18 protein-coding genes are annotated in these 26,069 nt (G+C 38.2%); 6 read left to right on the forward strand and 12 right to left on the reverse strand.

Annotation, left to right across the window (positions count from 1 at the left end; all coding sequences use genetic code 11):
- Positions 1-16: 16 nt before the first annotated feature.
- Entirely contained in the window at positions 17-1,675 is a 1,659-nt protein-coding gene (locus tag IGL56_RS11475) for a PucR family transcriptional regulator (RefSeq protein WP_002355048.1), read from the reverse strand.
- Between the two features lie 127 nt (positions 1,676-1,802).
- On the opposite strand from IGL56_RS11475, the gene IGL56_RS11480 reads away from it, so the two are divergent.
- The 5 genes from IGL56_RS11480 to IGL56_RS11500 all read left to right on the forward strand — a co-directional run bounded on the left by IGL56_RS11480 (position 1,803) and on the right by IGL56_RS11500 (position 8,381).
- The gene (locus tag IGL56_RS11480; protein WP_002355047.1) at positions 1,803-2,669 is read left to right on the forward strand and encodes a DUF2877 domain-containing protein; all 867 of its coding nucleotides are present in this window, start codon (positions 1,803-1,805) and stop codon (positions 2,667-2,669) included.
- Complete coding sequence (gene fdrA, locus IGL56_RS11485; protein ID WP_002386299.1) at positions 2,647-4,206, forward strand: acyl-CoA synthetase FdrA; 1,560 nt, start codon at positions 2,647-2,649, stop codon at positions 4,204-4,206. The genes IGL56_RS11480 and fdrA overlap by 23 nt, the downstream gene beginning before the upstream one ends.
- Positions 4,193-5,617, forward strand: a complete 1,425-nt coding sequence (locus IGL56_RS11490) for a DUF1116 domain-containing protein (protein ID WP_002355045.1) — start codon at positions 4,193-4,195, stop codon at positions 5,615-5,617. The genes fdrA and IGL56_RS11490 overlap by 14 nt, the downstream gene beginning before the upstream one ends.
- 42 nt (positions 5,618-5,659) lie before the next feature.
- Positions 5,660-6,841: a hypothetical protein gene (locus IGL56_RS11495; RefSeq protein WP_002355042.1), complete on the forward strand. Its 1,182-nt coding sequence runs from the start codon at positions 5,660-5,662 to the stop codon at positions 6,839-6,841.
- A 100-nt stretch (positions 6,842-6,941) separates the two neighbouring features.
- The gene (locus IGL56_RS11500; RefSeq protein ID WP_002365311.1) at positions 6,942-8,381 is read left to right on the forward strand and encodes a helix-turn-helix domain-containing protein; all 1,440 of its coding nucleotides are present in this window, start codon (positions 6,942-6,944) and stop codon (positions 8,379-8,381) included.
- A 5-nt stretch (positions 8,382-8,386) separates the two neighbouring features.
- Here the strand turns inward: IGL56_RS11500 and IGL56_RS11505 are convergent, their stop codons facing one another.
- The 9 genes from IGL56_RS11505 to gst all read right to left on the reverse strand — a co-directional run bounded on the left by IGL56_RS11505 (position 8,387) and on the right by gst (position 18,787).
- Positions 8,387-10,939, reverse strand: coding sequence for a cation-transporting P-type ATPase (locus tag IGL56_RS11505; protein WP_002392432.1), 2,553 nt, complete (start codon positions 10,937-10,939; stop codon positions 8,387-8,389).
- Between the two features lie 149 nt (positions 10,940-11,088).
- On the reverse strand, positions 11,089-12,351 hold the full coding sequence (gene sstT, locus IGL56_RS11510; protein WP_002355037.1) for a serine/threonine transporter SstT: 1,263 nt from the start codon (positions 12,349-12,351) through the stop codon (positions 11,089-11,091).
- 128 nt (positions 12,352-12,479) lie between these two features.
- Positions 12,480-12,863 carry a potassium channel family protein gene (locus IGL56_RS11515; RefSeq protein WP_002355036.1) on the reverse strand — a complete coding sequence of 128 codons (384 nt, stop codon included), beginning with the start codon at positions 12,861-12,863 and terminating at the stop codon, positions 12,480-12,482.
- A 115-nt stretch (positions 12,864-12,978) separates the two neighbouring features.
- Positions 12,979-13,938: a restriction endonuclease gene (locus IGL56_RS11520; protein WP_002383295.1), complete on the reverse strand. Its 960-nt coding sequence runs from the start codon at positions 13,936-13,938 to the stop codon at positions 12,979-12,981.
- Positions 13,939-13,961: 23 nt separating this feature from the next.
- Entirely contained in the window at positions 13,962-14,702 is a 741-nt protein-coding gene (gene truA, locus IGL56_RS11525) for a tRNA pseudouridine(38-40) synthase TruA (protein ID WP_002355033.1), read from the reverse strand.
- A gap of 111 nt (positions 14,703-14,813) precedes the next feature.
- Positions 14,814-16,595 carry a hypothetical protein gene (locus tag IGL56_RS11530; RefSeq protein WP_002403446.1) on the reverse strand — a complete coding sequence of 594 codons (1,782 nt, stop codon included), beginning with the start codon at positions 16,593-16,595 and terminating at the stop codon, positions 14,814-14,816.
- 151 nt (positions 16,596-16,746) lie between these two features.
- Positions 16,747-17,673: an anti-sigma factor gene (locus tag IGL56_RS11535; RefSeq protein ID WP_231428270.1), complete on the reverse strand. Its 927-nt coding sequence runs from the start codon at positions 17,671-17,673 to the stop codon at positions 16,747-16,749.
- A gap of 2 nt (positions 17,674-17,675) precedes the next feature.
- The gene (locus IGL56_RS11540) at positions 17,676-18,140 is read right to left on the reverse strand and encodes an RNA polymerase sigma factor (RefSeq protein ID WP_002355030.1); all 465 of its coding nucleotides are present in this window, start codon (positions 18,138-18,140) and stop codon (positions 17,676-17,678) included.
- Positions 18,141-18,277: 137 nt separating this feature from the next.
- Positions 18,278-18,787, reverse strand: coding sequence for a DinB family glutathione transferase (gene gst, locus IGL56_RS11545; RefSeq protein WP_002355026.1), 510 nt, complete (start codon positions 18,785-18,787; stop codon positions 18,278-18,280).
- Between the two features lie 332 nt (positions 18,788-19,119).
- Between gst and IGL56_RS11550 the strand changes: the two genes are divergently transcribed.
- Positions 19,120-20,523: a dicarboxylate/amino acid:cation symporter gene (locus tag IGL56_RS11550; RefSeq protein ID WP_002387350.1), complete on the forward strand. Its 1,404-nt coding sequence runs from the start codon at positions 19,120-19,122 to the stop codon at positions 20,521-20,523.
- Between the two features lie 70 nt (positions 20,524-20,593).
- Here IGL56_RS11550 and IGL56_RS11555 read toward each other — a convergent pair whose 3' ends face one another.
- Entirely contained in the window at positions 20,594-24,712 is a 4,119-nt protein-coding gene (locus tag IGL56_RS11555; protein WP_080477293.1) for an EF3023 family LPXTG-anchored polysaccharide lyase, read from the reverse strand.
- A 582-nt stretch (positions 24,713-25,294) separates the two neighbouring features.
- A complete protein-coding gene (gene rlmH / locus IGL56_RS11560) occupies positions 25,295-25,774 on the reverse strand; it encodes a 23S rRNA (pseudouridine(1915)-N(3))-methyltransferase RlmH (RefSeq protein WP_002355021.1) in 480 nt (159 codons plus the stop codon).
- Positions 25,775-26,069 lie beyond the last annotated feature (295 nt).

Consider the following 26,069-nt stretch of genomic DNA (forward strand, 5'->3'; position numbering starts at 1 on the left):
CCACTTATATTGCTTCTTAAGTTCCCACAAACAACGCCACTTCCAGCGCCAACAAGTCCACTTCCTTATCAAAATCCAACAGCACTAGCTGTTCAATTTTCTCCAATCGCTGTAATAAAGTATTACGATGAATAAAGAGTTTTTTGGCTGTTTGAGACAAGTTTCGTTTTGATTGAAAATAGACATTCAGTGTATGGACAAAGTCGGTATGTTGCTGTTGATCACTTTTCTGCAATGGTTGAAGATATTTTTTTCTGAGGGTTGCTTGTCCTTCTTCTAAAAAATAACGTTGCAATGTCTGTCTAAAATGAAAATTCGCGTAGGAAGCAATCCTCATTTCAGGTTTTTCTGCAACGAATTGGCGTTGAAAGGCTAAAACGTCAATCGCTTGTTGATACGATTCATGAATCTGGGTCAGACCTTGAATCTTAGGTCCTATTGTTAGGAAAAGTTCCACATCTTCTTGTACTTTCATTAACTGATTTATGCTACTTTTTGCTAGGCGTTGCATCATTTTCAGATAATCGCCTTCTTTTTCAGGTGGATCTTCAACTAATAAGACAAAGGAACTGTCAATTTCAATACAAACAATTTTTTGTTTGTCCCCTAAGATAACTTGGTTTAACTGGTTACCTAAAATAGACATTCTTTCTTGCCTTTGGCGTTCATTTAAGGTTAATGAAATTAGCAAAATCGCATAGGGCTTATCTATTGCCAAGCGATAATACTGTTGAAATTGTTGGAAAACAGCTTGATCCCTCTTTTCATGCGCAATCAGCTTAAAAAATAATTCGTTTCGTTGTTGGTATTCTTCAAATTTCCGTGAGTATTCCAATTGCAATTGTAAAAGTAAGTAATGAGCTGTGATTTTAAAATGAGCCACATCGACTGGCCGTAATGGGGCCAAGGTGTTCCAGACGAGTAAATAATATAAAATAACATTTTTCTTTTTAATTGGATAAATTTCAATTGGCACCACTTGGTTCTGGAGTTTCAACTGTAAATGAATCGGTTCTTGATAAAAGCGTAATAATGGATGACTTTGTTCCAGCAATTGTTTTTGGAACTCTGAGGTTTCTTGTCTATCTTCTAAAATGCTAGAAATACGAATTGGATTTTTAGGCAAGTCAAAAAAATTAACTCCTTCAAAGTGGTCATTCAATAACAAGACAGGATTTTGAATGGTTTCTGCTAGATCCTGCAGCAAATGAAAACTGCTACTTCCCGTTTCTAAGATTTGGTAAATTTTATTATGCAATGCGGTTTCTTGCGCATTCATGTCAAATTGTTCTAACGTGACACGACTTTTCAACACGTCAGCAATTTGCGAAAAGGTGTAATTGTAAGGAATTGCTAAAATAGGAACGTTCATTTCATCTGCTAATTTGATTAGGTCTGGTGGAACTTCTTCAAAATAACGTTGGGTTTTAAATCCTAAGGCAGCACAATGGTGTTTAGCTAGTTCTTTCAAAAAATTTTTCTGTAATTTCCGATCATCTTTAAATATGTACCCTGTCGTTAACAGCAGCTCACCTGCTGTTAGCCAATCTAAAATATCAGGATTTTCTAAAATATTGACTTTTAAAATCGGTTGGTCCTGATTTTTATGTCCTGCCACTAAGGTAATGCCAGGTAATTCTTCTAACGTTAATAAATCACTCACTTTTAACATCATTTATCCTCCCAATGTACAAATTGTCCATTCAAACTTGTAAATCAATGTCATTTTTAGCAATTGTTTAGCGTGCTGGATTCTTTTATTATGAAGTCGTGAAAGCGCTATTAAAAAGGAGGTCGTTGGAATGACAAAAATTTTAGCTTATGACCAAACGATTTTATCGAAACTCCCTCATCAAACATTGACTAGTTTGCAATGTTTTACGCACGCTATTAATTATGGTCATGTAGACACCCAAGAAATTCTCTTGACCATTTCAACGCATCCCGAACATATAGCACCTAACACGATTATACTCGATGAAAAAAAACTTAGCCATTTCGCTGATTTACCTGTCCAAATTGAGCCCCTGTTTATCCGGTTAGGCCGACGACAATTAACCCTAGCCGATGCCCAAATTTGGCAACCAACGCCACTTTATTTAACACCCAGTAAAACAAAGATAGCTATTTTTTTAACGTATATTCAGCAAACTCGTTTCAATCCTTGGCAAGCGCTTTTTCCTGCTTCGCCGTCAACCTTTCTTTTTGATTCTTATAGTCGGACCCAGATTCAAAAAGAAATGATTCATTTTCAACAGGCTTGGGAGCAAAAATCTTTTAAAATAGCTCTTGATTGTTTAACGAAGATTTTGGGATTGGGGATTGGTTTAACCCCCACTGGCGATGATTTTATCACAGGATTACTTGCTAGTTTTTCTGCATTAAAGCAACTTCCCTCGAATTTCCAACAGCTGGCTGTGCTAGCCAAGGAACGAACGAATGCGGTCAGTTATGCGGAAATCCATGAAGCAGTGAACGAGCGGTTTTCTCAACTAGTTCAGCGTGTTTTTTTATCAATTGAAAGTGGAAATACAAACGAAATGGCTCAAGCGGTTTCAGCTTTAGAGGAGGTGGGCTCAACTTCAGGAAGCGACATACTTTGCGGCATTATTTTTGGTTTAAAACTATTTTGTGAGGAGAATAATCATGACAATTCAAACAGTAATTAAAGAGAACGCCTATTTTGATTCAGTTACTTTAATGACCATTTCAACACGAGCCAATGAACTGGCTGGAGTTAAAACCGCAATGATTGGGATGGGAACCGACATGAATCTTGAAGTGATTCGGAATGTTGGTTTATATACACCCGCCTTGGATCATGTTACAACAGGTGATTTATTAATTGTTTTAGATCTTGATGACCAAGCGAACTCAGAAGAAATTTTACAGCAAGTCGACGAGTTATTTACGAAGAAAAAGAAAACCGCTTCTTCTGAAGTAACCTATAAGACGTTAGATTCAGCCCTTCATGAAGAGCCTGATGCCAACTTAGTTGTAATTTCTGTCAATGGAAAATTTGCTGCACGAGAAGCGCATAAAGCTTTAGATCAGCAAAAACACGTCATGCTCTTTAGTGATAACGTGACGGTTGACGAGGAATTAGCGTTAAAACAAAAAGCACACGAAAAAGAACTGTTTGTGATGGGCCCTGATTGTGGAACAGCGATTATTAATGGCGTCGGGTTATGTTTTGCTAACGAGGTACGTTCAGGAGATATTGGAATTGTCGGCGCTTCTGGTACAGGTAGCCAAGAAGTTAGTGTTCAAATCCATAAATATGGTTATGGGATTTCACAATTAATCGGTACTGGTGGCCGTGATTTGTCTGCTGAAATTGGTGGGCTGATGATGCTTGACGGGCTGGATGCTTTAATGGTAGACGAACAAACTAAGGCAATTTTGCTTATTTCTAAACCGCCTGCTCCAGAAGTAACAGAGAAAATTTTAAAAAAATTAGCTGTTTCAACTAAACCAGTTGTTATTTATTTTATCGGCAGTGAACAAACGGAACGAAAAATAGACAACGTCACTTTTGCTACTTCTTCTCTGGATGCAGTTCAAAAGGTGATTCAATTTAGTCAAACACAGGAAGCGGAAACCAGCCTCTATCAAAATCCGACAGGCGCAACGTTAACAGCCATCCAACAGCAACAAGCCCCTTCTCAAAAATTTGTTCGTGGGTTGTTCTGTGGTGGCACTCTTTGTGATGAACTTTTATATGCTTTAACAGAAGTCTCTGATGATGTTTATAGTAATATTCATAAAATTCCTGAACGACAATTAGCAAATCCTGACCACAGCCAAGCACATACATTGATTGATTTCGGTGATGATCGTTTCACAGAAGGCCGCCCACATCCAATGATCGATCCGACTTCTCGGATTACTCGCATTCTTCAAGAAGCCAAAGATCCTGAAGTGGCAGTTTTAGCGTTAGATTTTGAATTAGGTTATGGTTCTCACGAAAATCCCGTTGGTGTGTTAGCAGAGGCGTTAAAGGAAGCCAAAGCAATAGCGAAAGCAGATGGTCGTGAGTTAGCCATTATTGGCTATGTTTTAGGGACCGAAGAAGATCCACAAGATATTCATGAACAGCGGAAAATTTTAGAAGATTTAGAGGTTCTCGTTGTCGACAGCAGTCATCAACTTTGCGAAGCCACCAAAACTTTTGTAAAAGGAGCGAACGAACATGAGCAGAAATGATCTTTTTAAACAGCCTTTAGATACGATCAATGTAGGCATTGACTTTATTCATGAAGATATGAAAAAACAAGGGATTCCTTCACATCAAGTAAATTGGGCACCGCCAGCCAATGGTGACCCAGAGCTATTAAAATTATTGGATCAATTAAAAAATCCAACACTTTATGAAAAAATCCAACAAGCCAACGAAGAAGCGGTTACCCGCATTATTCAATCAAAACCTATTTTAGTGGGATTTGATAAAGCAATTAATGTCATGCCCGATATGACTGAAACGACCATTTTACATGCTGGGCCACCCATTACTTATGAAAATATGTGCGGACCGATGAAAGGTGCCGTTCAAGGAGCGCTTGTTTTTGAAGGATTAGCAAAAGATCTAGCTGATGCCGATCGGGTTGCTCGTTCTGGCGCGATTACGTTTTCTCCTTGTCATGAACATGATGCCGTTGGTTCTATGGCTGGCGTGACTTCTCCGAATATGTACGTTCATATTATCAAAAATGAAACGTACGGCAACACGGCTTTTACTAATTTAAGTGAACAATTGGCGAAAGTTTTACGATTTGGTGCAAATGATCAATCCGTCGTGGATCGCCTGATTTGGATGCGCGATGTTTTAGGTCCATTACTTCATGATGCCATGACTTTTTGTCCAGAAGGCATTGATTTACGCTTAATGCTTTCGCAAGCCTTGCATATGGGCGATGAGTGCCATAATCGCAATGTAGCCGGAAGTACGTTGTTAGTCCAAGCATTAACACCTTACATGGTTCAAACTGATTTTTCTCGTGAACAATTAAAAGAAGTATTTGAATTTCTTGGCAGTTCTGACTATTTTTCTGGTCCAACTTGGATGGGTGCCGCTAAATGTGCGTTAGATGCTGGTCATAATGTGGAGAATAGTACAATTGTCACCACCATGTGTCGCAATGGGGTCGAATTTGGAATTCGTGTCAGTGGAATTGGCGGAAATCACTGGTTTACGGGGCCTGCCCAACGGGTGATTGGTCCGATGTTTGCTGGTTACACACAAGAAGATGCTGGTTTGGATATGGGCGATAGTGCTATTACAGAAACGTATGGTGTTGGCGGATTTGCTATGGCAGCTGCACCAGCAATTGTCCCATTAGTTGGCGGAACAGTGGCAGAAGCATTGAATTATTCAAAAGAAATGCTGGAAATTACTACGAAAGAAAATCCCAATGTCACGATTCCTGTTTTAGATTTTATGGGGATTCCTTCAGGCATCGATGTCTTAAAAGTCTTAGAAACAGGGATGCTGCCTGTCATTAATACTGCTATTGCTCATAAAGAACCGGGGATTGGTATGATTGGCGCTGGATTGACTAATCCGCCAGCAAATGTCTTTAACGAGGCACTAAAAGCTTTAGTAGCTAAAATAAACTAATTTCAAAAACTTAGTAAAATGTCATTTTTTTGGAGCGATCATATGAAAAATAAATCGATCAATTACGAAGCCGTTTTAGCTCTTGTTGTAAAAATTTTTTTGGGAATGTTCCTGTATTGGATCATGAATGGCTTTCGACATGTGTCTAACTTTTTTCCTTACAATGACGTAGTTACCAAAGTGAATCAGCAGGGATTTTACAAATTTATCTATTTTGTTATGAACTTCACGGAAGGGGAATTTTACGGTGGACTTTTTACAACGCTTTTCTTACTAATCGGCGGTCTGATTGCTTGGCAACTTTATCGGAAAAATTCAAAATGGCAGGGATTTGCAATTGCTGGTGGTTCTGGTGCTTGGCCTTGGGTACTTGCTTCTCAGCTACTTTCCCTCTTTTTAACTATTTATGTTTTTGATTTTACACGCTTTTTTACAAAAGAAGTGTTGTGGTTACCAACGTTTATTGTGGTTGTCGGCACGCCGCCAGCTTTAACGCTCGTTTATGGTCCTGGCTGGAAAAAATTAGGAACGATTTCTCTGTTGAGTGCGCTTTTCACCTTTCCGTTTGCCAATTGGCTGAATGCGCAATTGATGCCCCTTTTAAATGTACCTGGGACAGTTTCCAACGTTACCACAATGGCTTTTGTTGGCTGGATTGTTTCAGCCATCTGTCATCAACTTCCTTGGATGGTTCCTTCTGTTGCACCAATCGCTCAGAAGCGGCAAAAACAACCTAAAATTGAAAATACGCAAACCTTTCAATGGTCAATACGACGCACTTTTGCTGACTTCTCCGAAGCTTGGTTTTATGGAAATGAGTTAGTTGGAGGTTTGGTAATTCTAGGCGTTTTAACAGATTGGTTTGTCAATATTAATCATATTACAAATGGTTCTGGCTTGGTTCCTGACATTTTAATGGGACAAATGATTGCTTCGGCTGTTGGTGTTTTTCTTTATCAAAAACATTTCGCTGAAGAAGGTTGGTATCCAACGTTTATGCCACTGGTCAGTATTGTTCCTGGTGTGATTTTAATGATGGGTGGTGGCTTTTGGCTTTCCCTGACCATCGCCGTTTTAGCAGGAATCAGTGCGGCCCCTGTCGGTAGCTATATTGCTAAACGATTACCTCCGTTTGTTCCTGGTGCTGTCGGCTTTGTATCAGGAATGGCTGTTGTAACCATTTTATTGTCAGCCGTTTTGCATACATTTGATATTTTTGTATAGTGAATAAAAAGAAGCGAATGACGATTCGCTTCTTTTTTTAATTGACCAATCCCCTTTTTATCCGTATTCTTAAGCAAAAGGAGGTTTTGCCATGTACTCCATGTTAAAACGTGTGATAACGGAAAAAGATTTGCTTCGGCAAATTCGTTTGTTGGAACAGTTGTTAAATGTTCCTCAGCTGACAGCCAAGCGTTTAGCCACGCAAATCCAAACGACAGAGCGAACCGTTTTTTCGGATTTACAGTATATTCGCAGTCAATTACCCGCCGACTGGTCCATTGAAACCGATAGCAGTGGTATTCGGTTACGCAATCAGGGGAATGCGCAAACCAATGAGCTTTGGTCATTATTTTTACCTCAATCCATTAGTATTCAACTATTAAAAGAGCTACTATTTACGAAAGAGTTAGTGACAACTTCTTTTTTGAGCACTAGTGGTGTTTCTTATGAAACTTTGAAGCGACATATCAAAAAAATGAATCTGGCCTTACGTGATTTTCATTTAACGATTCAGCTAACCACGACGACCATTCAGCTAATCGGGGCAGAAAGCAATATTCGGATTTTTTATCACCGTTTGTTGGTGCCTTTTACTCATAATAATTATTTTTTTGACGATTATTCTATTCATGAGGAGCATTATTTTCAATTTTTGAAACAAGTTTACAATAGTGAGTTGACGGTGGAAACGGAAGAAATTTTTGGCGCTTGTTGGTTTTTTATTAACACGATTCGCAACAAAGCCAATTGCCGAGTGAGTCAATTTTCTTTTGACTCAAAAGATGTCTTGTTTCAACTTTATCAACCGTCCTTGGCAAAACTTTATGCTTCTGAAGGCATCTATTTGCAAGGAGAAGAAAGTTTTTTCGCCTTCTTTTGTTTCTTAGAAAGTTGGAATTACGATAATGTCTATGGCGAAACGTTGGCTTCTGCGCTCCACACTCATTACAGTCAGCTGCGAAAGTCGTTACAACAGTTTGTCACTAATTTGTCCACTGAAGAAGCCCGGCCTGATTTAATCCAAACAAATTTATTGGATAATCTGTTATTGTTATTCATTAAATATACCGAGTCCCCAACACTTTCTGAGCAATTTCAATTGGAATATCAAGAATTAATGACCGAACAAGCCGCAGAGGACCTTGCGTTATCAAAGAGCAACCAAGAACTTTTGGAGATTTTATCTCGCTACACCACGATTGAAGAACCGACTTATTTTCTTAGTTTGGCTTCTTTGTTAGAAAAACAAGCCAGTTATTCCATTCAGGCGCAAACGATGACTGCCTATTTCCTCTTTCAAGGGGAACCTGCTTGGAAAGCTTTTTTACAACAAGAATTAGCTGCTTATTTAGGTACTCGTGTGAAATTACAAGCTATTGAATATGTGGAACTAAGCCAGTTGACGTTAAATGAAGCCGACATAATTATTTCCAATTTCCCCTTGGATCATCTTGATCTTCCTGTCTTTTATCTCTCTTTAATTCCAACAAAAAATGAACTCCGCCGACTAGCAGAGCTCACTCTTCATTCTTATTTTTAAAGAAACTAGCGAGGACATTCGCTAGTTTTTTGGCTTTCTTTCGTCATGAATCGTTTGGTTATATATTTTTCCCCTTCAACAAGGAAAAACAGACTCACAACATGGACGAAAATCATTGCTAATTGAAGGCCATTTAAAGAAGTTGTGCCAATTAATTGCTGCGCTACTGGCCAGTAAACTACTAGCGCTTGTAGCAAAAAGAGGATTCCTAATGAAGCAAACAACACTTTATTTTGGAAAAATCCTGTGCTTAACGACGGATCAACCAACTTACGACAGTTGATCATATACGCTGCTTGCGCTAAGACGATACTTTGTAAGAGGAACGTTTGCTGTAAGGCTTGGCCCTCAAATTGTAATGCCATAAGGTAACCTGGTACCATAATGAGTACCGACACATAGACGATTCTAAAAATACTGTACTTTGTTAAAATGCCTTCGTTGACATCTCTTGGTGGTCGTTTCATGGTATCAGCACTCGCTTTTTCAAAACCTAATGCATAAGACAAAGTAATCGTAGTTACCATGTTTACCCATAATATCTGGACAGGTGTCAACGGTAGAGGATGATTCATTAAAAGCGCCCAGACAACAATTAAACCTTGTGCCAAAGAAGTTGGCAAGAAGAAAGTAATCGTCTTTTTCAAGTTATCAAAAATGCGGCGTCCTTCTTTCACGGCCTTAGCAATCGTATGGAAATTATCATCTGCCAAAACCATATCTGCGGCTTGTTTGGTTACTTCACTTCCTTTAATTCCCATGGCAATTCCGACATCGGCTTTCTTTAGTGCTGGCGCATCGTTTACACCATCGCCGGTCATTCCGACAATTTCGCCATTGTTTTGTAACGCCGTGACAATTCGTAATTTATGTTCTGGCGTCGTTCGTGCAAATACATCGACTTTTTGAACGTGCTGAGCTAATTCTTCATCTGACATAACATCAATTTCTAATCCTTCAAGGACTTTTTTCGTATGCTTTAAACCAACCTGCTCGCCAATGGCTTGCGCTGTATCTTTATGGTCTCCGGTAATCATTTTGACGGAAATACCTGCTTCTTGAGATTCTTTGACGGCTTGAATGGCACTTTTTTTTGGCGGATCGATGATGCCTGCCAGTCCAGCAAACGTCAATCCTGACAATGTTTCATGTGTCAGTTCCTGTTGTGACGTAACTGTCTTATAAGCGAAACCTAATACCCGTTGTCCTTTTTGCGCTAATTGCGCAGCTTGTGCTTGCCAAGCATCTTTTTGATTATCAGATAACGTAGAAAGTTGTAACAATACTTCTGGCGCACCTTTGACATAAATAATTGAACCTTCTGCTTGCGGATGGCGAGTGGCCATGTATTTATAACTTGAACTAAACGGAATTTTCTTTTCTACAGGGCGTAAAGACAGTTGATCCTGATCAACATATTGTAGTAAAGCTAACTCGGTAGGATTCCCCTGCAAGTCGGCGATTTTTTGTTGGTCTTGTAATTTCAATTCTTGACAGTTGGCCATAATCTCTTTGACAATGGTCATTTCTTCAGTCACTACATCCATTACCGTCATTTCATTTTTAGTTAGCGTTCCTGTCTTGTCTGAACAGATAACTGTCATTGAGCCTAATGTTTCAACGGAAGGCATGCCTTTAATAATCGCATTTTCTCTAGCCATCTCATGAACACCCATCGATAAAATCATCGTTAACACAGCAGGTAAGCCTTCTGGAATCATTGCTACAATTAATGCAATCATCGCAGAAAATAAGAGGCTCCATTCCATGCCATGACGAAAAGTGGTAAAGAAAATCAGGAACAAGATCAAGACCATAATCCCTTGGAAAATTTGCTTGTTTAATTGGTGCATTTTCCGTACGAGCGGCGTTGTTTTTTGATCTACTGACTGCAACGCGTGATTAATTTTTCCAACTTCAGTGGAATCTCCTGTTTCTACTACAACACCTAAGGCCGAACCTGCTTGGACAAGTGTTCCTGAAAAAGCCAAATTCTTTTGATCGCCTGTTGGCAATTCCTCATTCAAGGAACCGGTAATTTTCCCCACGGCTTCTGATTCGCCTGTCAAAATTGATTCTTCAATCATCAGATTATGAACATCAAATAAGCGCAAATCTGCTGGGACTACATCGCCAGCTTGTAACGTGACTACATCTCCTAGAACCAATGTTTCAGAAGAAACGGTTGTTTTTTGTCCATCAATTAGAACGACTGCCTCTTGGCCCATCATCTGTTTCAGGCCGTCTAATGATTCTTCTGCTTTACGCTCTTGCCAATAACCGACAAAGCCATTGACAAGTACCACTAGAAAAATGATACTTCCTTCGACCACTTCGCCTGTGGCAAATTTTAGAATTGCGGCAGCGAGTAAGACCACCATTAGTAAATCTGTAAAATGTTTGGCTAGCTTTTGCCATGTTTTCAGTTGTTGTTTTTCTTCAATTTTATTTGGACCATTCGTTTGTAAACGTTGCTGACGTTCTTCACTAGAAAGACCCGTTTGCTTCGTCTTAGTCTGCTCGATTACTTTTGTTGAGGAAAGTTGATACCATTTCATTTCGTGTACCTCCTATTTACTTGATACCTTTATTATAGAGAGGATTTTCTTCACAAAATGGTCGATAATTTCAGTGGCCCCTGAAAAAAATGGGGCCGAGATTATTAAAGAAAGGAACAACCCGCATTTTAGCGGGTTGTTCCTTTCTTTTAAATATTTTCTTGTTCGACCACCAATTGACTTTTGCCAATTAACGCTTTGACATCAATAATTTCACCATTTTTACGTCGGTCTGCTAACTCAACTGAGGTGGTAAACAACAAGTCACTAGAAGAGTTCAACGCTGTTTCAATGGAATCTTGGACTACGCCGACGATAAAGCCAACGCCGACGACTTGCATGGCAATGTCATTGGAAATGCCAAACAAACTACATGCAAGCGGAATTAACAACAAGGAACCACCAGCAATTCCTGAAGCCCCACAAGCAGAAACAGCGGCGATGATACTCAACAATAATGCTAAATAGATTGGCACGGACATGCCTAATGTGTGGACTGCCGCCAATGTCATAATGGTAATCGTAATGGCTGCGCCGCCCATATTAATCGTTGCGCCCAGCGGAATAGAGACCGCATAAGATTCTTCATTTAAATCCATTGCTTTCGCCAATTCCATATTAATGGGAATATTGGCCGCAGAACTGCGTGTAAAGAATGCGGGAATCGCACTTTCCTTTAATACAAAAAAGACTAACGGATACGGATTTTGCCGAATATTCCAAAAAACAATCGCTGGATAAACGACTAAAGCAACCACGGCCATCGTACCAATTAACAATAATAGTAACTGACCATACTTGGCTAACCCTGCAATGCCTGTTGTTGCCACCGAATGAAACACCAAACCTAGAATTCCAATTGGCGCAATGCCGATAATCATTTGAACGACCGTGGTAATCCCTGTTGAAAGATTGGCAATCACATCCTTGGTAGCGACCGAACTTTGACGTAACCCAATACCGATTAATGAGGACCAAAATAAAACAGATAAATAATTGCCTTCAATCATCGCTTGAATCGGATTTTGGACAACGCTTGTTAACACATTACTTAAAACATCACTAAGTTGCGTTGGGGCTGCTTGCGCTTCCTGCGCCGCCTCCAAGACAATCTTAACGGGAAACAGATAGCTTGCCGTCACGGCAACAACAGCTGCCAAAAATGTCGCTAACAGATACACAACTAAAATTGATCCAACATATGTTTTCGCCCCAGCCTTTTGTTGGGCTAGCGACGCAATAATTAAAACAAAAACTAAAATCGGCGCAATTGCTTTTAAGGCGCCCACAAACAATTCACCAAGAACGCTGATGAAGGTCCATTCTGGCACCAAGAAACCCAAGGTGGTTCCAATCACAATCCCTATCATGATTTTTTGAATTAACGATAATTTCCGAATCGCTTTGACCATTCACTTCACGCTCCTTTAAAATAAAATACAGTTTGGGACATACTACCATAATTATTAAGATAAAAAAAGAGTGTTTCTCAAAAAACTTTCATTTTTCGAGAAACACTTGGTCAACTCATCAATTTCGTCTATTTTTCTGAAGACTTTTCCGCTGAATGTTCTTTGTTTTTATGGTGATGGTGGTGATGACTTTGTTTAGAATACAAGTAGGATTTTGCTACGACCGAAATAAACATAGCCATAATCCCCAAGCCTACTGTAGCATAAACCATGGTGAAAATTTTTCCCAAGTCAGTAACTGGATGCACATCTCCATAACCAATCGTGGTTAACGTCATGAAACTTAAATATAACGAATCTAATGGCGACAATTTTTCCACTGTTGAATAAAAAATAGTCCCACTCAACAACGTGGTTGCCAGTAAAAAGAACAAGGCACGAGTGTCTTCTTTTTTTAAGATACCTAAAAAAGATGAAAATAATTTTTTGACAGAAATAAGTAAAGATAGCAAAAAAATGACCTCTTTCTATTGTTAATCTCTTCTTAACGTTAGCACTTTTTAGATGAAGTTCAACTTTTTAATTGGTGTGGTTAAAGAAAATTTATTTTTTGTTATTTATAATAAGCTAAAGCTCATCTTCAAAGTAATCATTATCAATTCTAAATAGCTTGTACGTCTTGGCTATTTCTACACCAACACCAAACTCTAACATGAGCTCTGTTAATTTAATACCATCTATTAAAACTATCCCTTGATTTTTGGCAAATTCGTGCGCATTAGCACTAAAACTAGAAGTTGTTATAAAAACTCCTCTATCTGCATTTACAGCAGCTAAAGCGCCATAAAATCCTTGTATAGCAGGGCGACCAATGGTATTAGTTTCGTGATATCGCTTTGCTTGAACATAAACAGTACTAGTTCCTAATGGATCCTGATTGATGATACCATCTATTCCACCATCATTTGATTTGGATGTAACAACTGCCGTTCCGTGTTTTCCACTATATCCCATTGTCTCCAATAAATGTATAACTAGCTTTTCAAAAAATACTGGCTCCACTTGTCGAACTTTATTTAATAGTTCAATCGCAATTTGATTATTTTGATTGTTGATCATATCCTCAATGTCTATTTTAGCACTTTCAATTGGTGCGCTTGCTTCGATAGTAGTCGTTCCAACACGATTATTCCGTTCGACTAATTCTTGCATATATTTTTGATATGCAGGTTGTTGTTCCAAAAGTTTTCTATTGATTTTTTCACCATAATTATTTAATAAATCCAAACCTAGTTCTGTTATTTGATACATACCTCGTTTAATCCGTTCAACAGCTCCAGCTTTATACAAATCGCTGATAGCAAAGCTGAAACGATTTGCTAAAATCCCATCTCCTTGAGGGTAGTTTGGATACATCATTGAGGCAATTTCATCCGGAATATCTAAGAACTGAATAATACGCTTTAAAATGATCTTTCTGTTCAGTACATCTCCATCTTTCAAAACTTCTAAAGTATATGGCATTAATGATTCAAATGTTGGAATACCTTCATTAGACGCTTTTAGTTTTTTCCAATCTTTATTCACTTTTCTCCCACCTCTAAAGTTGTTTATTTATAATACACTTCATCTAAAAACAACCCTTGTGCAGGAGCCGTTTCACCTGCGCCTTCTCGGACTTTTGTTGCGAACAATTCATCAATTATCGCTAATTCTTTGGTGCCTGCACCAATTTCTAAAAGTGTCCCAACGAGGATGCGGACCATTTTATGCAAGAACCCATTGCCCACAAAAGTGAACTGTAACATTTCGCCGTTTCTTTCAATCGTAATCTTTTCAATCGTTCGAGTAGTCGATTTTTTGGTTTTTTTCAATGCTGAAAAGCCAATAAAATCATGGGTCCCTATTAATTTTTGGCAAGCTTGTTCCATTTTTTCTTGATCCAACGCTTTGGGAAAGTGAAAACTATGATACCGTTCAAAGGCATTAGGAATTGGGCTATTCCAAACATAGTAGCTGTATTGTTTGCCTGTGGCGTTATACCGTGCATGAAAACGTTCAGGCATTTCTGTAACTTCTTTAACAACAATATCGCCAGGTAAATATCGATTTAAAAAGGATAACATTTCGGTTGTTGTTAGTGAACTAGTCGTTTTAAAATTCGCTACTTGACCACGTGCATGTGTGCCGGCATCCGTTCTGCCTGAGCCAATAATTTCAATCGGTTCACCTGTCATTTGTGTTAAAATACTTTCAATTTTCCCTTGAATCGTTTTCTCTGAATTACCTAGTCGTTGCCAACCTGAGTATCTTTTACCATCATATTCAATGGTTAATTTTATGTTGCGCATGGGCGAAGCTCCTTCGTATTCTTTTTCTCTCTTATCATAGCAGAAATAAGTGGATTTTTCTTCTTTTCCAAGAATAAAACACCTCTTTTCTATAGAAAAGAGGTGTTTTATTTAGTTTAATCCTGCAATTTTCAATTCTTCAACATTCGCTGCTTTAGCATTTTCAGTCACTACGGCTTTAAATGTCACTTGGTCGCCCTCTTTTAAGAATAGCGCCAGCGGACTGTTATTAGTCGTTACGCTAAAAATGGTTTTTTCATCTTCTAGTAAAAATGAAACTACCGTTTGCGCTTCCCCAGCTACTACTGAGACACGAGCTACTTTACCTTGCATCGTTTTCAAGTTGGCTTTGTCTGTATTTTCATTGTTGCTTCCTTTTGTTACTAACTCAATTCGATAAGCGTCTAATGCGCCTTGTGCCGTGTCTGCATCAATCACAATATCATTATCTACGGCGTTTATATAGACATATTTTTTGAAAATCCCTTTACTGTCCATTAACGAAACAATCCACGTTGGCACGCCATCAATGTTATAAAGGACTGGCATACTAGCTTTCCATTTCTTTTCTGGATAAATTTTTGAAGCGATAGAAATGGCGCCATCACTATCCATAATGCCGACTTTAGTATCACGATAATACGTAACTTGGCCTGTTCGGGCATTGATTAAGGAATAACCTAAAGCGGAATCTTGGTCTTTTTCACTACTTGTAAAGTCCGTAAAATAAAGCAACTGGTTCCCTTCCTTGTTCATCATCGGCGTAATTTGTCCTGATGCATAAATACCATTTTCAGTTGGAATTTTAACATCTTTTTTGGCACCAAACATTGTCTGGTTCCACCAGCCTTGACTGTAACGACCAAAGAATTCATTTAAGCTATTCGCCGCTGAGCTAGTAATCGGCGCATCAACGAAACTTGGGGCTTTTTGACTGTCATAAACGTTAACTTCTCCTGTTGTAGCATTTAATACCGCCGTTTTAAATTCATTATAGTGCATGCGACCAGAAACCCCATACTCTTTGTAAAGCGTTTGAATATAGTAAGGATTCCCTTGGTCGTCCAGCTCTAAATTGATTGTGCCCGTTGCTGCATAACCTGGATAAGCGGAATAAATTTTTCGTGCGGCATCTTTGCCAAAGTAAGCTGAAGGAGTATAAACAATTGGTTTTTCTACAAATTCTGGCTGTGCGTTGATATCTGTCGCACTAATGATGAAATAGCCAGGTACTTCCCCCAGTTTTAGCCATTTAAAGAAGCCATTAAATTCGACTGTTGCTACATAAACATACTCGCCATTGACAACTTGTGCCGTTATACCATCCAAAGTAAACATATTGGAATTGGGAATGACGGAAAATTTCTGTAACATTTTTCGTTTCGCCGTTTGTGGTGCAATCGCAATGGGTGTTTCTTTCGCCGAAGTTAAAACTTCAGCTTTTTCTTCCGTTTTTAAAGGAATCGTTTGATAAATTTCATCAATAGAAGAGATTCTGGTAATACTACTGACAATAGTCAACAAAATCATTGCCAAAACGGCAACACCCAAAATTTTGCCAGACCAGTCTTTGTTAGCCGTTTTGTTGGTATTCTTCCCTACTTCTTTGCGGCCCTTTGGGATACCAGGAACTTCGACTTTACTAGCTAAGCGTGTACTTAATAACACCCCACTAGCAATCACTGCGCCAATCAGATTAATCCATAACACGGTTGAAAGATTTTTACTTGGCAAAGTCACAAATAAAAAGATACCTAACAAGAGCAATTCAATCGCCATTAATAGAATAGTCCCCTTACTCTTTTTCCCTTTATTCGCTACAATTTTGGCGCCATTCGCAACTAAGATCCCGATACCAAAAAATAACGTTAACCCAATAAAATTAAAAAACATTCACTTGCCCTCCTCATAGATAAGTAAAAAAAGTGCTCCCACGCATTGTAGAAGCACTTCCTGTGATCCATTCTATTATAACGTTTTCTATTTTTACTGACAATATCGTTGAAGCAAAATCAGTCGGAAGGCTTAGAGTTCTGAAGAACGTTTATTTCTCTGGCTGAATATAAGGAACGATAGGTGCGGTCACGCCAATTGAAGCCCCACGAACAAAAGGTTCATTTTGTAAGGCTTTGAAATTTTTGGTTTGTCCGGTAAGCATGACTCCCCAAATAGGTAATTTTTCGACTTTTTTATTTTTATTTTGTTGGATAAACTTTTGGCCTTCTTGGTTGTCAGCAAACAAGGGGGATTTTTCTAAGGTTTCAAAAAAGTGTTGCTTGTCGTTTTCAGGATCAAATATTTCGTTGTGATCGTCCATGCTTAATTGAAAACCATAAGGCAGCGTACCAGAAGGACCTTCTGCTTCATTAACCATTTCGGAGTAAACATAGAGCCAAACTAAGTTGACATTGCTCGGTAACATTTTGCGGACTTCTTCATATGGATAAGGTTTATCAAAAGAAATCGCCACTTCCGCTACTTGGTTTTCCATTTTATCTAATTCACTTAATTCGTTTTTGATACCACCATAGTAATTGGTAATCGCTGGGTTATAAAAAGATGCTACTTTCTGCTTGGTTTGTCGGTTGTATTCATAAAAATTCTTAGAAGAATAATAGCTACCAGGATAGACTTCATTCCAGTCAATCGAATTTCTGAAAAAGCTATATCTGCTACGTAAATTACTCCACTCCACCGTGTAACCATCAATATTTTTTGAACGATTAGTTACAACTTCGCCCCCAAAAGGCGAACTATTAGCAATTACTTGGGAATCTAATTGAGTGTTTGGTGAAGCAATCATTTCTTGATCATTAATTACTTCTAGTAGGGTATGATAGTTTTTCGTCGAAAATTTATCCATTCCCACAAAAAAACCGACAAACAATACGGCAAAACTAACAACGGTTATGGCACCAATCACGATAAATTGTTTTCTTTTCGCTTTACGAATACTTTTTTTTAAATCCACTTCTATTCCTCCAGTTCTTTTTTTAATTTTTGACGTGTGCGATACAATTTTTTGCGAACATTTTCAACAGATAATTCTAAAATCAACGCAATCTCGGCATACGATAATTGATAATAATATTTCAAAAGTACTAGTTCTTGTTCCTCATCTTTTAAGGAATCGATCAATAATAATAACTCTTGCCCTTCCATTTTTTCTATTGATTGCACAGGATGGCTGTTTGCCACAAAAGTGCGTTCTCGTTTCTTTTTTCGATACATCGTAATGTAGTAATTAAATGTTACTCGGAAAAACCACGGGCGTAGATTTTCTGATGTAATTTCAGGTAATATTGAAAAAATCGTTGTATACGTTTGCGACACTGCATCTTGTGCATCCTCAAGACTTGCTCCTCGGCGAATCAAGACTTGGATGACTTCTTGCCCCAAAGAAAATAGTACTTCGTCAAAATTTGCCTCCTTTTTCATCTAATTTCTCCTTTCACTTATACAACGTTTCAACTAGGGAAAAAGTGGACAGTTCTTCGTTCATTATTTTTATGTATTTTTCTCTCAATAAAAAATGCTCCTGCTTAAGCAGAAGCATTTTTGTTTTTGCTTATTTATCATTTTCCAATGACTAATCTTCGTGTATAAACGGCTTGCCCAGAATGCATCACTGCATCATCAATCGCTGAAACTAAACGGACTTGTCTAGTCACCGGCGGGGTCCAATTTTTATCAATCACGTCTGACAATTGTTCTTCTTTGATTTGGTCTAAATAGCTTTTGGTAAGTGCCACACTAGCAGCCAAATAGTCACTAAGCAATTGCTTTTCTGCCACCACGACTTTCGCCGCTTCTTCTGGTGTGTGATGCCAGTCTTCTGTCTCATCTGGCAAATCCAAGGCAAATTTTTCTGTCCAGTGTTGGCTAAGCCATAACGGCTCACTATGATTAAGTGCGGAAATTTGTAGGTCTAATTCTCTGGCTGTGTGCCACATCAGCCAAGTAACAGACTTGATTAATGGAGCGGGCATCGTGTTTGCTTCGGCAACGGTCATTTGCGCAAGTGTTTCTTCAAAACGTTCATGCGCTCGGTCAAGGGTTTCACTAGAAAGTTGAGTGGCTTTCATAAAAATACCTCCTTTGTGTTGGTGCCTGTTCTTTCGTTTCTATTTTCTATTATACTGCAAAAGAATCCGTTGTAGTTCTTTTTTGGCTGCGGTATCTGCGGAAATGGTAAAGATCACTTTCTTTCTTCAAAAATAACACCCCCCTAAGTAAAAAAGAATTGACAATTCTCGTAGTTTCCCTTAGTATGTGGAAAAGTACCTTTAAGATAGTCCGAGAGGCTAACAAGGCAAAGTTCTGTAAAATTCTGTATTTTTGTATAGTGAATGATACGAGATGTCTTGCCCTTTTTTTGTGTGCAAGGCTTTTTTTGCGCGGTGCTTAATCAATTTATTTGGGAGGCAACAAAGTGGAAAAGAAAAAACGTGAAGTGAAAGGTATCTCATTTACCAAAAAAATGGTGATTTCATTGGTGGGAGGATTAATCGTTGGGCTCGGCTTTTTATTTTTAAGAGAGCACCTTATTCGCAGCAATCAAGGCGCTGTGTGGCAGACAATCAATCAGATTCTTTTCCAAGATATTTCAGATCCTGAAAAAGGACAATCTGCGATTGGGCTTTTCTATATTATTGGTCAACTATTTATCAACGGCCTACAATTAGTGATTGTTCCGATGGTCTTTACTTCAATTACTTTAGCCATTTGTCATATTACCGATACGCAAAAATTAGGACGAATTTCTTATAAAACAATTTTTGGCTTTTTATCGATGTCACTGATTGCTCTATTAACGGCAGGAATTGTGGGCTATAGCGTATATTTAACTGGCGCTTTTAATGTGTCGTTATCTGAAACGCTAGCTCCTGTCGAAGTAAGTACGAGCGGCAACCCATTAATGGTGATTGTCAATGCTGTCACGAAAAATATCGGTTCTGCATTTAGCGACAATGGTGCGATTTTAGCTGTTGTTGTGTTGGCAGTGATTACTGGTTTATGTATTAATGCATTAGGGGATAAAATTCGTGTTTTCAAAAAATTAATTGAAGAAGTCAATGCGATGGTCACGTTATTTTTAACCTTTGTAATTACTAAATTTGCTCCTATCGCCGTCTTTATGTTGTTAGTTCGGACGTTTGCTTCTTATGGGATTGATTATTTAAAACCAGCGTTAGTCTACGTCGTAACAACGACAGCGACGCTCTTAGCCTTTTTGATGATCGGTTACCCATTATTTATCTTATTTGCGACAAAATTAAATCCTGTTCCTTTTATTAAAAAGATTATGAAAGTTGTGGTCTTTGGATTTTCTACTTCTTCTTCGGCAGCCACTTTACCGTTAAATACAAAAACAACGGTTGAAGAGTTAGGTGTCGACAGCGATGTTGCCGCCTTTGTCTTGCCGTTAGGAATGACTATTAATATGAACGGCACAGCGATTATGCAAGTAATTGCGGCTATTTTTGTGGCGGGCGTAGCTGGTTATGAAGTGACACCAGCTAATATTGCCTTGATTGCCATTTTAGCTTTAATGTCATCTATTGGTACACCGGCGGCACCTGGCGCTGGCGGAATTATCCTTTTCACTATTTTAACTGGTTTAAACTATAACAATGAGATTGCGATTGCGACGTATTCATTGATTTTAGCCATTAATCGTCCAATCGAAATGCTCGTTACTAGCCTAAACGTGGTTGGTGATAGCGCCACTGCGATTTATGTCGCACATTCGGAAGATTTGTTGGATGAAGCCACTTATCTGACTGATGTCGCTGACTTGCAAAATGCGGAAGCGGAGTAATTAATGAAAAAGCAGACTTCTTGTATGGAAGTCTGCTTTTTTATTATGTTTTTAGTGAATCCGTAATTTTTTACTTCTTCGATTTACTTTTACGAAAAACTAAAAGACACCCACTGGCGATAGCTAGAAGACCAATAATCACAAGCGCGATCGATTTCTTTTCTCCTGTGCTCGGTAAAAATTGGCTAGCTTTTCTGAAACCACCTTGGCTTGATGGCTTAACTTGTTTCGTACCAGTTTGATCAACTCCTGTACTAGTATTTAAGTGTCCATTATTCCCCCCATTTTTTTGTTCCTTTTTATTTTCCCCACTATTTTTCAATGTTAATTGCTTCACTGCCAAGCGTAGCTCTGCTTCTGCTTGGTCTACTTCTGCTTGCGTTGCTGTTGTTTGATCTGCCACAGTTTGTGCTTGTTTCAATGCTTCGCTGTAGACTTTCCAGCTGCTTGCGGTGTAGTCTTTTTCTTGGTGTTTCTCGTTTTCTTTGATGATTTTCAACAAGTTGGTTTTATCTACTTCTTTAGTTGGCACTTTTACCAATTGCTTCACTGCCGAGCGTAGTTTTGCTTCTGCTTGGTCTACTTCTGCTTGCGTTGCTGTTGCTTGATCTACCACAGTTTGTGCTTGTTTCAATGCTTCGCTGTAGACTTTCCAGCTGCTTGCGGTGTAGTCTTTTTCTTGGTTTTTCTCGTTTTCTTTGATGATTTTCAACAAGTTGGTTTTATCTACTTCTTTAGTTGGCACTTTTGCCAATTGCTTCACTGCCGAGCGTAGTTTTGCTTCTGCTTGGTCTACTTCTGCTTGTGTCGCTGTTGTTTGATCTGCCACAGTTTGCGCTTGTTTCAGTGCTTCGCTGTAGGCTTTCCAGCTACTTGCGGTGTAGTCTTTTTCTTGGTTTTTCTCGTTTTCTTTGATGATTTTCAACAAGTTGGTTTTATCTACTTCTTTGGTTGGTACTTTTACCAATTGCTTCACTGCCGAGCGTAGTTTTGCTTCTGCTTGGTCTACTTCTGCTTGCGTTGCTGTTGCTTGATCTACCACAGTTTGTGCTTGTTTCAATGCTTCGCTGTAGACTTTCCAGCTACTTGCGGTGTAGTCTTTTTCTTGGTGTTCTTTTTGTTCCTGAATTAATTTTTCTAACGCTTCTTTCGTTACTTCAGGAGTTGTTTTAACTGTGATTGAACGCGAGCTGCCATTTAACCCCGCACTATTTAAAGTGATAATATTTTGGTCAACAGAAATTTCTGGGTCCGCTGCGACTACTTCAAGAATGCCCTTATCAAATTCAATAGAAACGGATGCATTATTTTGTAAAGGATTCGCAAGAGTTAAGCGATAAACACCGTTATCAATTTTTTCTGAAATAACCGACATTGGATCATACGCATACAGTCCTGCAATTTCTTGGTCATTATTCCATGTATTCATCATGACATAATTACCTGCTTCAATGGCTTGTAAGTTTGCTGTATTTTCTAGAACAGTATAGCCTTTGTTTTTAGAAAGAGCTGCGATTTCTTCATTCGTTTTCCCAACCACTGTTAAATATTCGTAAGTACCATTTTCAACAGTCTTGCCATAATTTTTACTAATTTTAGCAAATGTATTTGTATAGGTTTTATCATTAACAAAGTATTCGTTAATATCTCCGTAGCGACCAGAGCGTTCTTCTATTTGAACATCAAGCGTATTCATTGAATTAGGAAAAACATAGCCAATGTTATTCAATGGATTCGCTGCGCTTAAACTAATCCAAGAATTATCTTTGTCTGAACCTTGGTTAAGCTTCACTTCCTGTGGATGAATCATCCGATTATCGAGGATTGTTTCAATCGAAGCATCTGTCGTACCAGTAATGCCACTTCCCAAATTAATGATTTGACCATCTAATAAGAACCAAGATTTTTTAGCAACTAAGTTCATTCCTTCATTACTTTTATCTAAAAACATTCCTATAGAGGCAACCTGTCCATTATTTGAGCCACCTACCCATGACTGGGGACTGCGTTTCCCTGTATAAGCACCATTTGCCAATTCTCTTGTGTCAACTGTCGTTCCTGGTAATCGATATGGATCGATCGTTGCCCAGTATCCTTCATCAAACTGAGCAAAGTCTTGATTGTATAAATAAAGCATGCCGTCTGCTGTATGCCAGCCTTTTTTATTTTCCGTATTCCCAAATTCATAGTTTCCGACACGTTGTGAATACATACTGATCCCCACCGCATATTCGTTATTTTTCTGTAGGACTCGATCCATCGAACCATATACATTTAAAGATTGCATTGGTGTCGCTTGGGCAGGTGACGCACTATTCACCACATTTTTCAAGTCAATTAACGCTTCAAAATCTCTTGGTTTTTTAAAGAAATGATAGTATGACCCACTTTGTTGAAGCCATGTTTGGATAGATGTATAAATGTCATTTCTTAAATTTTCTGGTGCAAATTTTGCAATTAAGGTTAAATTAGCTATTGTTTCTTTACCCGATTCAAACTCTGTAGTAAAAGGATTCGTTTCTGGCGCTCTGGAAATACTTCTACCAGAAACCATCGATGGCATTTTTCCATTTACCATCAATTGTAAGTAACCTTTATCAACAACATTAAATAAATTACTAATGTTAGGGTCATTCATCTCCCAGTCGGAACCTTGTAAAATAGTCTGAATTCGTCCAAACCCTTTTAGCAACTCATTCCCGTAACTGCCGTTGTACGGAAAATAACCATGTTGAATCAAGGAACCATCAGGATATAAGCCATCACCAGAGGAAACACTTTTTAAAACGGACGGAACAGCTTCTTGTACTTGTACTAGGCGTTGATTATCTTCTAACAAAAGTCCAGTACCTAAAACGGTGATTGAAATATCTGTTAAGTTAGCCCCTGTTGCACGATAAATTGGCCATTGTATGTTTGGATCTTTTGCATACAGCATCAGCGGAGCAGTAAATTTATTTAATTTTTCTGCATCTGTATTCAATAGGTCATCATGTAATAAAATCAATGTATCTGTTAGCGGCTGCGCGGAACCAATTTGCCAATCCCACCAATTACCTGTGTAATACGTTCCATTGTATTTTTTTGTATCAATCATAAATTCAATGCCTTTAACAATCGCATCATAAACTTCCGATTTTTCAAAAAGCTCACTTGATGGTTCATAGTAGCCTAACGCTAATTTTTTAATATTGGTAAATTGAGTCGTGTAATCAGCAGACACTGTATCCGATGGTTTTCGTTCCCACAGATACCCACGATCTACTGCTTGATTAAGCGTTTGCCACAATGCTAAACTCTCCGTAGCAATCTGGGCACGATACTGTTGCACATCTGCATCGTTATCATACTGCGTTGTACCTAACAATCGCATTTTCCATTTTGCTCGCATTTCCGCATATTGTTTATTTTCTGCTACAACAGTCACAGGAATTGTATCACTAATTTCTGTTCCTTTAATTTTGACTGTTACCTTCGCTTCACCACTCTTAACTGCTGTTAAATTACCCGTTTGGTCAACCGTCACAATAGTAGGATCACTACTTGACCACTCAATCTGATCTTCTGTAATATCTACTCCAGCTGGTGACACTTCAAAGGCTAGCTGTTGCTTTCTTTTTTCACTAATAGTCAGGTTCTCTGTTAAAAGTTTAATCGCTTCTGGCAGTCGTTTTTTTTCATATGCTTCAAACGAAATAATACTTGAACTGTAAAATTGCTTATTTGTGTGTTGCCACATTTTCATCTGCTGATATTTTACAAAACGTGCTTGTACATTATTGCCATCAATATATTTTTTAGTAGGTTGGCCACCTTGCCCATTCTCTTCTTTAAAGATAGATTGATAGCTTTCACCATCTGTTGAAACTAAGATTTCATACACAGGACTTTCTGCATGCAACTGTAAAACGAGTTCGCCAATGTTTTTTACTTCACCCAAATCAACAATTAACCATTGTTCATCTTGCTTATCAGCGGACCAGCGTGTTGTTTCATCGCCATCGACAGCTTTTTCGCCAACAAATTGAGGGTATTTCCAATTCTCTCCAATTTTTCCTCCTTCCACACCAGAATATGTCACTTCTTTTTGTAAAAATAAATCAGTTATTTCTTCTGCAGAGGCACTCATCGCAGTTAGCGAGAAGCCTGTAAGCATGAAAGCAACAACGACTATTATTTTTTTAATCATATTTTTCCCCATATCTTTCTATTTTTAAGCAACCAATCCGACTTTTCCAAACACTTTTTTCTGATAATTTAATCAACTTCCTCCTCTACTAAGTATTCTATATAAAAATTAGGCATGAAAAGACAACCTAAAGTAATTACTTCAGACAGACTTTTCATGCCTAGTTTTCCCTAGTCACATGAAATATTATACATGTTTACGCTTTCACTTTAAGGTAATTTTTGGTTACTGTCAATAGCGTTTTCTTCATTCAAGAGCTTATTCAACTTTTCTCGTTAAAAATATTGATTTTTATGATAATCCCTTAATTTTTTCTCATTTTAAAATAATAATCATGGGTGCTGAACCTGTTTCTGAGGCACAACAATCGGACAATTTTTTTGAAAAAACGAGAGGAATGACCATTGTTTTTTGCCATTCCTCTCATTTTTATTTATTGTTTGAACGGTAACATTTCTCTCAATCCAGTTTGATTGAATTTTTTTATTTTCTATCAGACAAACAGACTAAAGATATTTTACTTCATATATTTTTCAAGCAATGACTTGATTCATAGAACTTACTGAGCAACCAGCCTATTTCCTATTTATGATACGGTTCCCCTTTCATAATCCGAAAACCGCGATAAATTTGTTCAACTAATACCAAACGCATTAACTGATGTGGATAAGTTAAGCGGCCAAAAGAAATTTGTTGGTTACTTCGCTGAAGGACTGAATCACTGAGACCTAAGGAGCCACCAATGACAAAGGTTAGATTACTTTTGCCACTAATCCCTAATTGTTCAATTTCTTTTGAAAATTCTTCACTAGATAATTGTTTGCCATTAATGGCTAAAACAAAGACGTATTCGTTGTCATTAATTTTCCCCAAAATACGTTGGCCTTCTTTTTCTTTGACTTGAAGCATTTCAGCGTCACTGAGTTTTTCTGGGGCTTTTTCATCTGGTACTTCAATGATTTCCATCTTGGCATAGCTATTTAAACGTTTCAGATATTCATTAATGCCTTGAATCAGGTATTTTTCTTTCAGTTTTCCGACTGTTACTAGTTTAATTTTCACCTATTCCACTACTTTCTCGTTTTCTCTTCTTTCTTATTTTAGCACGAAGTTTGGCTACTTTCCACAACGTTTCCACATACTTATACACATATACACAGAGTTATCCACAGAACAAACTAAAAAATTACTTTATTTAACAGCTTTTTCAATACAAACACATATTCGCCACTGATTTGTCCACATTATCCACATTCTGTGGATAACTTTCTTAAAAACTATACACAGAGTTATTCCCGATTTGTTCACATTTTTCTGTGTATAACTTTTTCATTCGTATTTTTTCTGTAATTTTTCC

It is taken from the genome of Enterococcus sp. DIV1316a (assembly GCF_050536915.1).
Classification (GTDB): Bacteria; Bacillota; Bacilli; order Lactobacillales; family Enterococcaceae; genus Enterococcus; species Enterococcus faecalis.